Raw genomic sequence first — 12103 nt, 5'->3', positions numbered from 1 at the left:
CGCGGCCCGCAGTCGACAAGGATCCCGATGACCGACATCCATTCCCGCCGTCCGCCGCGATGGTTCGTCGCCGGCGACCTCAACGGCTTCTTCGGCCTGGTGGTCGACAACCTGTCGATCCTGGGCTTCATCGCGCTGGCGCTGGTCGGGATCTTCGGGTTCCCGGCCGAGGTGGTGTACACGAAGATGTTCCCCGGCACCGCGCTGGGCGTGCTGGTCGGCAACCTGGCCTACACCGCGATGGCGCGCCGACTGGCCTTACGCAGCGGGCGAGCCGACGTCACCGCGATGCCGCTGGGCCTGGACGCGCCGACCAGCATCGGCATGGCCCTGCTGGTGCTGGGGCCCGGCTTCCTCGCCTTCCGCCAGCAGGGGCTGGACGAGCAGGCCGCCGCACTGGCGACCTGGCAGCTGGGCATGGCCTCGCTGGTGGTGATGGGCGCGCTCAAGCTGGTGCTGTCGTTCTGCGGGGACGCGATCACCCGCGCCGTGCCGCGTGCGGCGCTGCTGGGCTCGATCGGCGGCGCGGCGTTGACCCTGCTCGGCTTCCTGCCGCTGGTCGAGACCCTGCGCTCGCCGGTGGCGGGACTGGTGACCCTGGGCCTGCTGCTGTACGTGCTGGTCGCGCGCGGCCCGCTTCCGGTGCGTCTGCCGGGTGTGCTGGTGGCGCTGCTGGTGGGCACGTTCCTGTACTACGCACTGGGGCTTTCCGGCCTGGGCATGCCCGGGTTCGCGCTGCCGCAGGGGGTGACGCTGGTGTTCGCGCTGCCACTGCCCAATGCCGGGTTCATCGCCGGCTTGCCGGCCACGGTGCCCTACCTGCCGTTGCTGCTGCCGTTCGGCCTGCTGATGGTGGTCGGCGGGATCAACGTGGCCGAAAGCGCGCGCGCGGCCGGCGACGATTACCGCACCCGCGACGTACTGCTTGTCGAGGCGGTGGCTACGCTGGTCGCCGGGGTCTGCGGCGGCGTCGCCCAGACCACGCCCTACATCGGCCAGCCGGCCTACAAGCACATGGGCGCGCGCCACGGCTACACGCTGCTGGCCGGCCTGTTCGTCGGACTCGGCGGCGTCTTCGGCTACCTGGCGGGCCTGGTGCAGTGGCTGCCGGTGGCGGTGCTGGCGCCGATCATCGTCTACGTCGGCCTGGACATCACGGTGCAGGCGTTCCATGCCACCGAACGCCGGCATGCGCCGGCGGTGGCGCTGGCGTTCCTGCCGTCGGTCGCCTACCTGCTGGCGATCAAGCTGGGCAATCCGGGGTGGATCGCGCCGGCGCAGCACGCCGCGCTGTATGCGGCGGGCGACGGCCACGGGCTCTCGGAAATGGCCGCGATCGTGACCCTGGGCAACGGCTTCATCATCACCGCGATGGTCTGGGGCACCGCGCTGGTGGCGATGATCGACGGCCACACGCGCCGCGCCGCGGCGGTCCTGCTGCTGGGCGCGGTGCTGACCCTGTTCGGCTTCGTGCACTCGGTCGATCCGCGCGGCGGCATCTACGTGCCCTGGGCACTGGAAGGCCTGCCGCGGCTGATCGCCTGGCAGTTCGCGGCGGCCTATGCCGCGCTCGCGGCACTGCTGGCGCTGCTCTCGCTGCAAAGGCATCCGGCTGCCGAAGGCTGACCGCCTCCCGGCCGGCGCATCGCCGTTGCGGAACCTGCGCGCACCTGCGGGGTCGTAGCTTGCACGTTCCGCAATCCAGGAAAGTGCATGCGCAAGACTTCCCCTCGTTGGCCCTGGGTGCTCGTCGCCGCCGTGGTGCTCGCCGCGGCCGGGTGGATGCTGTGGCCCCGGCACGATGCCGGCGCACCCGGAGCCGCGTCCGCGCCCACGCCGTCGGCGGACCCGGCCGCGCGCCCGGCGCCGGATGGCACGCGCGCACCGGCGATCGCCCATCCGATCGACATCGATGCCGCCGACGCGGCGATCCCGCCCCTGGCCGACAGCGACGCGGTGGCATGGGAGGCGCTGTCCGGCCTGGCCGGCGATCCGGCGTTGCTGGACGTGCTGCTGCGCGAGCATATCGTCCGCCGCCTGGTGGTGATGATCGACAACCTGACCGAGCCCCGGATGCCCACGCGCGCGCTGGCGATGCGGCCGCTGCCGGGCGGGCTGTCCGCGGAAGGCGACGGCGCCACGCGCTGGATCGCGCAGGCCAACGCGCAGCGCTACGAGCCGTACGTGGCCGCGTTCGCGCAGGCCGATCCGCAGCGCGTGGCGGCCGCGTACCGGCGGTTCTATCCGCTGTTCCAGCAGGCCTACGCCGAGATCGCCGGCGGCGACGCCTATTTCAACGACCGCCTGGTCGCGGTGATCGACCACCTGCTGCAGGCGCCCGAGCCGGCGCAGCCGCTGCAGGTGGTCGACGGCGCCGATGGCAAGGTGCGCTTCGCCGATCCGGTGCTGGAGGCCCTGTCGGTCGGCCAGAAGGCGCTGGTGCGGCTGTCGCCGGACCAGCGGGAGCGGGTCAAGCGCCAGCTGCGGTCGCTCCGCGGCGCGCTGGCGCAGGGCTGAGCGGACGGGCGCGTCCGGGACGCCCGCGCCGGCTTATGCTGTGGCCTCCGCAACGGTCGCGCCTTCCGCATGGTTTCCACGCCCGCCCTGTCGACCGCCATCGAGCCCACCGTGTTCCAGCAGGTGTTGCGGGCGCCGTTCTTCAACCTGCCTGATCCGGTGCGGATGCTGCATTCCGTCCGGGGTCGTGCCGTGTATGCCGGCCGCGTGGCGGTCGAGCGCGGCGGCAATCCGCTGGCGCGCCTGTGCGCAGCCATCGCCGGATTGCCGCCGGCCATGGCCGATGCGCCGCTGCGGGTGGAGTTCCTTGCCGATGCCCGGAGCGAGACCTGGCGGCGTGCGTTCGGCGGCCATCCGATGAACTCCAGGCTCCGGTGCCGCAAGGGGTTGCTGGTGGAGCGGCTGGGGCCGCTGCAGTTGCGCTTCCTGCTGCACATCGCCGACGGCGCGATCTACTGGAACGTGGCCGGGGTGCGGCTGCTGGGCCTGCTGCCGCTGCCGGCGGGACTGTTCCGGCGCGTGCAGTGCCGGGAGCGGGCTTACGCGGGCCGCTACGAGTTCCGCGTCGAGGCGGCGCTGCCGTTGCTCGGGCCCGTGGTCCGCTACGAAGGCTGGCTGGAGCCGGCGGACGAAGCGGGAGCCTGAGCCGGCCCGTCAGCGTCCCGGCCTGGCGGGCGGTCCGCCACGCTGGTCGCCCCTTCCTGGAGGAAGGCCAGCTTGCGCGCCTTCGGCAGCCGCTTGACCTGCCATTCGGCGCGCGAGGCGGCCGAACGGTCCGGATAGGCGCGGCTGGCGAGCAGGCGCACCGGCGGGTTGGCGCGGGTGTAGCGTGCACCGGTGCCGTCGGCATGGGCGCGCATCCGCGCTTCCAGGTCCGGCGTGATCCCGGCATACCAGGCGCCGTTGCGGCACAGCAGCAGGTAGAGGTACCACGGGCGGGCGTCGGCCATGCCGGCATTATCGGGCCGCCGACGCGGCCTGAATATCCATCTCACATGCACTTGAAACGGCCCAGCGCAACCTCATCTGGCTAGCATGATCGGCTCCGCCGCGGTGGAGCCTTCGCCGGCAACGGCCGGCCACGTTCTCGACGAGGGATTCCCGATGCGGATGGACAAGCTCACCTCGCGTTTCCAGCAGGCGCTGGCCGACGCGCAGTCGCTGGCCGTGGGCCGCGACCACAACCTGCTCGAACCGGTGCACGTGCTCGCCGCGCTGCTGGACCAGTCCGGCGGCAGCACCCGGCCGTTGCTGGCTCAGGCCGGCGTCAACGTGCCGCTGCTGCGCGAGCGCCTGGGCGAGGCGCTGGAGAAGCTGCCGAAGGTCAGCGGCCAGGCCGGCAACCTGTCGGTGGGCAACGACCTCACCCGCCTGCTCAACCTGACCGACAAGCTGGCCCAGCAGAACGGCGACCAGTTCATCGCCAGCGAGTGGTTCGTGCTGGCCGCGCTGGAGGACGGCGGCGCGGCCGGCCAGGCTTTGAAGGCGGCCGGTGCGAACAAGGCCAAGGTGCAGGCGGCGATCGACAAGATCCGTGGAGGCGAGACCGTGCAGTCCGAGAATGCCGAAGACCAGCGCCAGGCGCTGGAGAAGTACACCATCGACCTGACCGCGCGCGCCGAGTCGGGCAAGCTCGACCCGGTGATCGGCCGCGACGAGGAGATCCGCCGCACGATCCAGGTCCTGCAGCGCCGGACCAAGAACAACCCGGTGCTGATCGGCGAGCCGGGCGTGGGCAAGACCGCCATTGTCGAAGGCCTGGCCCAGCGCATCATAAACGACGAGGTGCCCGAGGGCCTGCGCGGCAAGCGCGTGCTGTCGCTGGACATGGGCGCGCTGATCGCCGGCGCCAAGTTCCGCGGCGAGTTCGAGGAGCGCCTGAAGGGCGTGCTCAACGACCTGGCCAAGAACGAAGGCCAGATCATCCTGTTCATCGACGAGCTGCACACCATGGTCGGCGCCGGCAAGGCCGACGGCGCCATGGACGCCGGCAACATGCTCAAGCCGGCGCTGGCGCGCGGCGAGCTGCACTGCATCGGCGCCACTACCCTGGACGAGTACCGCCAGTACATCGAGAAGGACGCCGCGCTGGAACGCCGCTTCCAGAAGGTCTACGTGGGCGAGCCCAGCGTCGAGGACACCATCGCCATCCTGCGCGGCCTGAAGGAGCGCTACGCGGTGCACCACGGCGTGGAGATCACCGACCCGGCGATCGTCGCCGCGGCCACGCTGTCCAACCGCTACATCACCGACCGCCAGCTGCCGGACAAGGCGATCGACCTGATGGACGAGGCCGCGTCGCGCATCCGCATGGAGATCGACTCCAAGCCCGAGGAGCTCGACCGGCTGGAGCGCCGGCTGATCCAGCTCAAGATCCAGCGCGAGATGCTGAAGAAGGAGAAGGACGACGCCAGCCGGCAGCGCCTGGCCGACCTGGAAAGCGACATCGACAAGCTCGAGCGCGAGTTCTCCGACCTGGACGAGGTCTGGAAGTCGGAGAAGGCCGCCCTGCAGGGCGCGACCAAGATCAAGGAGCAGATCGAACAGGCCCGGCTGGAGCTGGAAGGCGCCCAGCGCCGCCAGGACTACGCGCGCATGAGCGAGATCCAGTACGGCACGCTGCCCTCGCTGGAGAAGCAGCTGGCCGCCGCCCAGGAGGCTGAGCAGAAGGAGTTCAAGCTGGTCCAGGACCGGGTGACCGAGGAGGAGATCGCCGAGGTGGTCTCGCGCTGGACCGGCATCCCGGTCAACCGGATGCTGGAAGGCGAGCGCGAGAAGCTGCTGCGCATGGAGTCGGACCTGGGGCGGCGCGTGGTCGGCCAGGAGGAGGCGATCCGGGTCGTGTCCGACGCGGTGCGCCGCTCGCGCGCCGGCTTGTCCGACCCGCACCGGCCGATCGGCTCGTTCCTGTTCCTGGGCCCGACCGGCGTCGGCAAGACCGAGCTGTGCAAGTCGCTGGCCGAGTTCCTGTTCGACTCGTCCGACGCGATGGTGCGCATCGACATGAGCGAGTTCATGGAGAAGCACTCGGTCGCGCGCCTGATCGGCGCGCCCCCGGGGTACGTCGGCTACGAGGAGGGCGGCTACCTGACCGAGGCGGTGCGCCGCCGGCCGTACTCGCTGATCCTGCTCGACGAGGTCGAGAAGGCGCACCCGGACGTGTTCAACATCCTGCTGCAGGTGCTCGACGACGGCCGCCTGACCGACGGCCAGGGCCGCACGGTCGATTTCCGCAACACCGTCATCGTGATGACCTCCAACCTGGGCTCGCACCAGATCCAGGAGCTCAGCGGCGACGGCAGCGCCGAGGCCTACACGCAGATGAAGGCGGCGGTGATGGGCGTGGTCCAGGCGCACTTCCGCCCGGAATTCATCAACCGCCTCGACGACATCGTGGTCTTCCATCCGCTGGACAAGCAGCAGATCAAGCAGATCGCGCGGATCCAGTTGCGCGGCCTGGAGAAGCGGCTGGCCGAGCGCGGCCTGAAGCTGGAATTGTCGGAGCAGGCGTTCGAGCTGCTCGGCAACGTCGGCTTCGACCCGGTCTATGGCGCGCGCCCGCTCAAGCGCGCGATCCAGGCGCAGATCGAGAATCCGCTGGCGCAGAAGATCCTCGCCGGCGAGTTCGGCAACGGCGACACGGTCAAGGTCGATGCCGGGGGCGGGCAGCTGGTGTTCGCCAAGGGCTGACGCGCGGCGGACCGGGCGTAGAGCCGGGCTTGCCCGGCTGCTCCGTCCCGGTGAGCGAGGCGGTCGCAACTCCAGGGTTGCCAGAGCCAGGCCGGCAATAGGAGCCGCGGGGCGAGCCCCGCTCTACGTGAAAAGTCGCCGCACCAAACGACGACGGCCGCCTGTGGGGCGGCCGTCGTCGTGCGAACTGCGGGGCCGACCGGCCGCCGCGACACTTCACTCCAGCAGCGAGCGCAGCATCCAGGCGTACTTCTCGTGGGTCTGCAGGCGCTGGGTCATCAGGTCCACGGTCGGGTCGTCGCCGGCATCGTCGGCGGTCTTGAGCACGGCGCGCGCGGTGCGGCATACCGCCTCGTTGCCGGAAACGAGCTGCTGCACCATGCCCTTCCAGTCCGGCACGCCGTCGGCGCCCTTCTCCTCGCGGATCGAAGTCAGGCGGATGAACTCGGCATAGGAGCCGGGGGTGTTGAAGCCCAGCGCGCGGGTGCGCTCGGCCACCTCGTCCAGCGCGTTCCACTGCTCGGTGTACTGGGCCTCGAACATGTTGTGCAGCGAGTTGAACATCGGCCCGGTCACGTTCCAGTGGAAGTTGTGGGTCTTCAGGTACAGGGTGAACGCGTCGGCGAGGTAGCGCGAAAGTCCTTCGGCGATCTCCTTGCGGTCGCCCGCGGAAATGCCGATGTCGATCCGCGAGGTCGAGGCGACCGGGTCGAGCGCCCGGGCGGCCGGTGCCTTGGACTTGCTGGACTTGCTCGGCTTGCTGGTCTTGGTCTTGGCCATGAACGGCTCCTTTGGGGGTGGTCCACAGGGGGAAGATGGGGCTGTCACAATAGACACTAAACCCCCGCGCGTTATGCAAAGTTTCACACGGCCGAAGCGATGGAATCGATCCCCCAGGAATTGCGCACGCAACTGCAAGCCGGCCGCGACGGGATCGGGCAGGCGCTGAGCCGCGACCGCGGCCGCCTCCACGGCCTGTGGTCGCGGTGGCGCAGCCAGCCGGCCGACGCCGGGTTGCGCGCGAAGTTCGAGCAAGGCCTGGCGGCCTCGCGGGCCGCGCGCCAGGCGCGCGCGGCGAACGTGCCCGTCGTGACGGTCGACGCGGCGCTGCCGCTGGCGGCCGAGGCGGATCGCATCGTCCAGCTGATCCGCGACCATCCGGTGGTCGTGGTCGCCGGCGAGACCGGCTCGGGCAAGACCACCCAGCTGCCGAAGCTGTGCCTGGCCGCCGGCCGCGGCGTGGCCGGCACCATCGGTTGCACGCAGCCGCGCCGGATCGCCGCCCGCGCGGTCGCCGCGCGCGTGGCCGATGAGCTGAAGACGCCGCTGGGCGGCCTGGTCGGCTACCAGGTGCGCTTCACCGACAACGTCGGCGCCGACACCCGGATCAAGTTCATGACCGACGGCATCCTGCTGGCCGAGATCGCCTCGGACCGCTGGCTGTCGGCCTACGACACCATCATCATCGACGAGGCGCACGAGCGCAGCCTCAACATCGACTTCCTGCTCGGCTACCTCAAGGAGCTGCTGCGCCGGCGCGACGACCTCAAGGTCATCGTCACCTCGGCCACGATCGACACCGCGCGCTTCTCCAGGCATTTCGACGATGCGCCGGTGGTGGAGGTGGCGGGCCGCACCTATCCGGTGGAAGTACGCTACCGCCCGCCGGGAGAGGAAAGGCCGGGGTCAGGGCCGCCTTTCCCCGGGCGCGCGGCGGAGCCCGAGCCCGGTCGACGGAAAGGCGACCCTGACCCCGGCTTCTCTTCCCGGCGCGATCGCGGCAATCGCGAGCTGGACCCGCTGGCGGCGATCACCTCGGCCATCGACGAGATCACCGCCGAGGATCCGCGTGGCGACGTGCTGGTGTTCCTGCCCGGCGAACGCGAGATCCGCGACGTGCACCGCGCGCTGGAAAAGCGCCAGTACCGCTCCACCGAAGTGTTGCCGCTCTATGCGCGGCTGTCCGCGCGCGACCAGGACCGCGTGTTCAATCCCGGTCCGCAACGGCGGATCGTGCTGACGACCAACGTGGCCGAGACCTCCTTGACCGTGCCGCGGATCCGCTACGTGGTCGATCCGGGCGACGCGCGGATCAAGCGCTACAGCCCGCGCTCGAAGATCGACCGCCTGCACGTGGAGCCGATCAGCCAGGCCAGCGCCAACCAGCGCAAGGGCCGCTGCGGGCGCATTGCCGAGGGCGTGTGCTATCGCCTGTATGCGGAAGCCGATTTCCTCGCCCGCCCGCAGTTCACCGACCCGGAGATCCGCCGTTCGAGCCTGGCCGGGGTGATCCTGCGCATGCTCCACCTGGGGCTCGGACGGATCGAGGACTTCCCGTTCCTGGAGCCGCCGGACGAGCGCGCCATCGCCGACGGCTGGCAGCAGCTGGCCGAACTGGGCGCGATCGAGGAGACGGGCACCGGCCAGCGCCGGCTGACCGCGACCGGCCGGCAGATGGCGCGCCTGCCGGTGGACGTGAAGCTGTCGCGCATGCTGGTGGCGGCGCAGTCGCATGGGTGCCTGCGGGCGATGCTGCCGATCGCCGCGTTCCTCGGCGTGCAGGATCCGCGCGAGCGCCCGCCCGAGGCGCGCGAGGCCGCCGACAACGCGCACGCGCAGTTCGCCGACCCGCGCTCGGAGTTCGTCGGCATCCTGCGCCTGTGGCAGGCCTACGATGCGGCCCACGAGGAACTCAACCAGTCACGGCTGCGCGACTGGTGCGGCAAGCGCTTCCTCGGCTTCCTGCGCATGCGCGAATGGCGCGAGCTGCACCGCCAGCTCAAGCTGCTGTGCGGGGAGCTGGGCTGGAGCGAGGAGCCTGAAGGGCAGTCAGTGTTGCCGCTGCTGGCGGGTGCGCCGGCCAGCGACGGGCACTCTGCCTCCGCGCGACCGACCCGTGGCGAGCTGCACCGCGCCGCGCGGCTGGCGCGCGAGGGCAGGGCCGTGCCTGCGGCCGCCGCGCCGACACCGTCCGGCACCGGCACCGGCACCGGCACCGGCGCTGGCGGCAAAGCGGGCAGGGACGAGGCGGCAGACAAGGCGTCGCGTTTCAACGCGCGTGAACGCGCAGCGGCCTACCAGGCCCTGCACCGCGCCCTGCTCGCCGGCCTGCCCACGCAGGTCGGCCATCGCACCGAGAAGGGCGACTACCAGGCGCCCCGGCAGCGCCGCTTCCAGCTGTTTCCCGCCTCGCCACTGGCGAAGAAGCCACCCCCCTGGGTGCTGGTGGCCACGCTGCTGGACACGCAGAAGGTCTGGGGCCTGACCGCCGCGGCGATCGAACCGGACTGGGTGATCACCGAGCTGCCGCACCTGCTGGCGCGCAAGCACTTCGATCCACGCTGGTCGCGCGCCCAGGGCAACGTGCTGGCTTCCGAACAGGTCAGCCTGTTCGGGCTGGTGCTCGCGCCGAAGCGGCCGGTCCACTACGGCCGGATCGATCCGGCCGGCGCGCACGAGCTGTTCGTGCGCCAGGCGCTGGTCACCGGCGAGATCGATACCAAGGCATCCTTCGTGGACGCCAACCTGAAGACCCTGGAACAGGCACGCGAAGAAGAGGCCAAGCTGCGCCGCGCCGGCCTGGTCGTCGACGAGGGCTGGCAGGCGCGCTGGTATCTGGACCGGGTGCCGGGCGAGATCCATTCCGCGGCCGGCCTGGACGGGTGGTATCGCAAGCTGCCGCGCGAGCAGGCGCTGGCGTTGCGCTGGACCGCCTCCGACCTGCTGCCCGGCGAAGGGGGCCAGGAGGAACAGTTCCCGAGGTATTTCGCGCTCGGCGACGCGCGCCTGCCGCTGCATTACCGCTTCGAGCCCGGCGCGGCAGACGACGGCGTCACCCTGGAGGTGCCGCTGCCGCTGCTCAACGCGCTCGATCCAGCGCGGCTGTCGTGGCTGGCGCCGGGCTTCGTCGCCGACAAGGCGGCCGGCCTGATCCGCAGCCTGCCCAAGGCGATGCGCCGCAACTACGTGCCGGCGCCGGACTTCGGCCGCGCCTTCGCCGAGGCGTTCCGCACGCCGTCGGCCGACGCGGTCCAGGGCGAGCTGGCGCGTTTCCTGTCGCGCGCCACCGGCGCGGCGGTATCGGCGCTGGACTTCGACGAAGCGGCCCTGGAACCGCACCTGCGCATGAACCTGCGCCTGCGCGAGGTACCCGAGCGGGGCGGCGAGGTGCTGGCCGAATCCCGCGACCTGGACGCGCTGCGCGCGCGGTTCGGCGAGCGCGCCGGCCAGGCGTTCGCGGCGCGCGCCGGTCGCGCGCTGGCCGCCGCCAGCCTGGAGCTGCGCGAATTCCCCGCCGAGCCGTTGCCGGAGCAGGTCACCGGCGAAGCCGGCGTGCCCGGCTATCCGGCGCTGGTGGACCAAGGCGACCACGTCCTGCTGCGGGTCTTCGCCGACCCGGCCGGGGCGCAGGCCGCGCATCCGCGTGGCGTCGACCGCCTGCTGCGCATCGCCCTGGCCGAGCGCGCGCGCCAGGCGCGCAAGCAGCTGCCAGTATCGCCGAAGCTGGGCCTGCTGTACGCGGCCATCGAGCAGTTCGGCCCGGGGCCGGACGCCAAGGTGCGCGAGAAGGAGCAGTTGCGCGCGGACCTGGTCGAAGCCGCGCTCAATGCCGTGCTTGCCGAGGGCCTTGACGGAATCCGCGACGCCGGCGCGTTCGGCCGTCGCGCCGAGGCGGCCGGGCGCCAGCTGTTCGCCGAGGCCATGGCGCGCCTGCAGCTGGCCGAGCAGATCCTGGCGGTCGTCGCCGAACTCAAGCCGAAACTGGAAGCACCGCTGATGGGCTGGGCCAGCGGCAACCTCGACGACCTGCGCGCGCAGCTGGAGGGGCTGGTGCACCCGGGCTTCCTGCGGCATACGCCGGCCGAGGCGCTGGCGCAGTTCCCGCGCTGGCTGAAGGGCATGGTCCTGCGCGCCGAGCGCGCCCTGCGCGACCCGGCGCGCGACCAGGCGCGGATGCTGGAACTCAAGCCCTTCGCCGACGCGCTGTCCCAGGCCCGCCGCCGTGGCCAGGCCGACGAGCCGAGCTGGCAGGCGTTGCGCTGGGACCTGGAGGAACTGCGGGTGTCGCTGTTCGCGCAGGAGCTGGGCTCGCGAGGCGGCGTGTCGCCGAAGAAGCTCGCGCAGCGGCTGGCCTCGCTGGGTTAGAAGCGCCGCCTGCCGGCGATGCGACGGAGTCGCGATCGCCAAGGCGGCGCGCGGATCGACGACGTCGCGTCGGCGTGCCCGGCTCCCGTCATGGGCCGGGCTCCGGGCCTTGCCGTTACTTGACCCGCCGCACCTTCGCCGCGGTGTTGTAGCCGTCGATGCGCAGGAACCAGACGTTGAGCAGGCCGGGCTTGATGGTCACCGCCGGGTCGGTCTTCCTGACGCCCTCCAGGCGCGCCGGCTCGACCTGCTCCCAGACCTGGCCGTTGGCCAGCGTGTAGGTGTTGCCCTTGGCGAAGCCGCGGAACTCGCCGACCAGCGTGCTCTTGATCGGTTCGTCGGAGCCGAAGTCGAAGAAGCCACGATTGGTTTCCTTCACTTCCTTGCGGCCTTCCTCGCGTGCTTCCTCGCGGATGCGCTCGACGTCGGCGGCGCTGAGCGCAACGGCGCCGGCGGCGGCGGCAGCGCCGGCCGGCAGCGGAGCGGCGGCCGGCGCGGACGCCGCAGGTGCGGCGACAACCCCCTGCTGCCGCTGCATCCAGTCCTGCAGCGCGGCCAGTTCCTCGCGGCTGAGCTTGTGCAGGCCGGCGGCCTTGAATTCCTCCGGCGTCATCCGCTGTTCCATCAGCGTGGCAACCGGCGCGGGCGACTGCGCCGCGGCAACGGTGGCGGAGGTGGCCAGGGCGAGCCCCAGCGCCAGCAGGGACCATGCGTGCAGCGGACGACGTTTCATGCTTGTTCCTCCGGTACG

At 71.4% G+C, this 12103-nt stretch carries 8 protein-coding genes; 5 read left to right on the top strand and 3 right to left on the bottom strand.

Going from position 1 to position 12103, the window contains the following annotated elements; genetic code table 11:
* Window positions 1-27 precede the first annotated feature (27 nt).
* The 3 genes from ABKA19_RS14190 to ABKA19_RS14180 all read left to right on the top strand — a co-directional run bounded on the left by ABKA19_RS14190 (window position 28) and on the right by ABKA19_RS14180 (window position 3162).
* Window positions 28-1626: a SulP family inorganic anion transporter gene (locus tag ABKA19_RS14190; protein WP_353689453.1), complete on the top strand. Its 1599-nt coding sequence runs from the start codon at window positions 28-30 to the stop codon at window positions 1624-1626.
* Window positions 1627-1713: 87 nt separating this feature from the next.
* Window positions 1714-2517, top strand: coding sequence for a DUF3014 domain-containing protein (locus ABKA19_RS14185; protein ID WP_353689452.1), 804 nt, complete (start codon window positions 1714-1716; stop codon window positions 2515-2517).
* Between the two features lie 69 nt (window positions 2518-2586).
* The gene (locus ABKA19_RS14180) at window positions 2587-3162 is read left to right on the top strand and encodes a DUF4166 domain-containing protein (RefSeq protein WP_353689451.1); all 576 of its coding nucleotides are present in this window, start codon (window positions 2587-2589) and stop codon (window positions 3160-3162) included.
* On the opposite strand, the gene ABKA19_RS14175 is transcribed toward ABKA19_RS14180, so the two are convergent.
* Window positions 3120-3467 carry a GIY-YIG nuclease family protein gene (locus ABKA19_RS14175; protein ID WP_162376436.1) on the bottom strand — a complete coding sequence of 116 codons (348 nt, stop codon included), beginning with the start codon at window positions 3465-3467 and terminating at the stop codon, window positions 3120-3122. The two genes, ABKA19_RS14180 and ABKA19_RS14175, sit on opposite strands and share 43 nt — an antisense overlap.
* A gap of 154 nt (window positions 3468-3621) precedes the next feature.
* On the opposite strand from ABKA19_RS14175, the gene clpB reads away from it, so the two are divergent.
* Entirely contained in the window at window positions 3622-6207 is a 2586-nt protein-coding gene (clpB, locus tag ABKA19_RS14170; RefSeq protein ID WP_353689677.1) for an ATP-dependent chaperone ClpB, read from the top strand.
* Between the two features lie 216 nt (window positions 6208-6423).
* Here the strand turns inward: clpB and ABKA19_RS14165 are convergent, their stop codons facing one another.
* Window positions 6424-6987 carry a Dps family protein gene (locus tag ABKA19_RS14165; RefSeq protein ID WP_353689450.1) on the bottom strand — a complete coding sequence of 188 codons (564 nt, stop codon included), beginning with the start codon at window positions 6985-6987 and terminating at the stop codon, window positions 6424-6426.
* Window positions 6988-7086: 99 nt separating this feature from the next.
* On the opposite strand from ABKA19_RS14165, the gene ABKA19_RS14160 reads away from it, so the two are divergent.
* A complete protein-coding gene (locus ABKA19_RS14160; protein ID WP_353689449.1) occupies window positions 7087-11352 on the top strand; it encodes a DUF3418 domain-containing protein in 4266 nt (1421 codons plus the stop codon).
* A 115-nt stretch (window positions 11353-11467) separates the two neighbouring features.
* Here the strand turns inward: ABKA19_RS14160 and ABKA19_RS14155 are convergent, their stop codons facing one another.
* Window positions 11468-12085 (bottom strand): hypothetical protein, encoded by a 618-nt coding sequence (locus ABKA19_RS14155; RefSeq protein ID WP_353689448.1) that lies wholly within the window; start codon window positions 12083-12085, stop codon window positions 11468-11470.
* Window positions 12086-12103: the final 18 nt, after the last annotated feature.

Origin of the sequence: Pseudoxanthomonas sp. Soil82 (assembly GCF_040446535.1) — a bacterium.
In the GTDB taxonomy this organism is placed as follows: Bacteria; Pseudomonadota; Gammaproteobacteria; order Xanthomonadales; family Xanthomonadaceae; genus Pseudoxanthomonas; species Pseudoxanthomonas kaohsiungensis.
Note: the sequence above shows the minus strand (reverse complement) of the source record. Positions and strands in the feature narration are given on the sequence as shown.

Bases quoted from the DNA above. Each gene is read 5' to 3' on its own strand.
- ABKA19_RS14175 (WP_162376436.1), bottom strand. From the start codon at position 3,467: ATGGCCGACGCCCGCCCGTGGTACCTCTACCTGCTGCTGTGCCGCAAC.
- ABKA19_RS14155 (WP_353689448.1), bottom strand. From the start codon at position 12,085: ATGAAACGTCGTCCGCTGCACGCATGGTCCCTGCTGGCGCTGGGGCTC.
- ABKA19_RS14160 (WP_353689449.1), top strand. From the start codon at position 7,087: ATGGAATCGATCCCCCAGGAATTGCGCACGCAACTGCAAGCCGGCCGC.
- ABKA19_RS14190 (WP_353689453.1), top strand. From the start codon at position 28: ATGACCGACATCCATTCCCGCCGTCCGCCGCGATGGTTCGTCGCCGGC.
- ABKA19_RS14180 (WP_353689451.1), top strand. From the start codon at position 2,587: ATGGTTTCCACGCCCGCCCTGTCGACCGCCATCGAGCCCACCGTGTTC.
- clpB (WP_353689677.1), top strand. From the start codon at position 3,622: ATGCGGATGGACAAGCTCACCTCGCGTTTCCAGCAGGCGCTGGCCGAC.
- ABKA19_RS14185 (WP_353689452.1), top strand. From the start codon at position 1,714: ATGCGCAAGACTTCCCCTCGTTGGCCCTGGGTGCTCGTCGCCGCCGTG.
- ABKA19_RS14165 (WP_353689450.1), bottom strand. From the start codon at position 6,987: ATGGCCAAGACCAAGACCAGCAAGCCGAGCAAGTCCAGCAAGTCCAAG.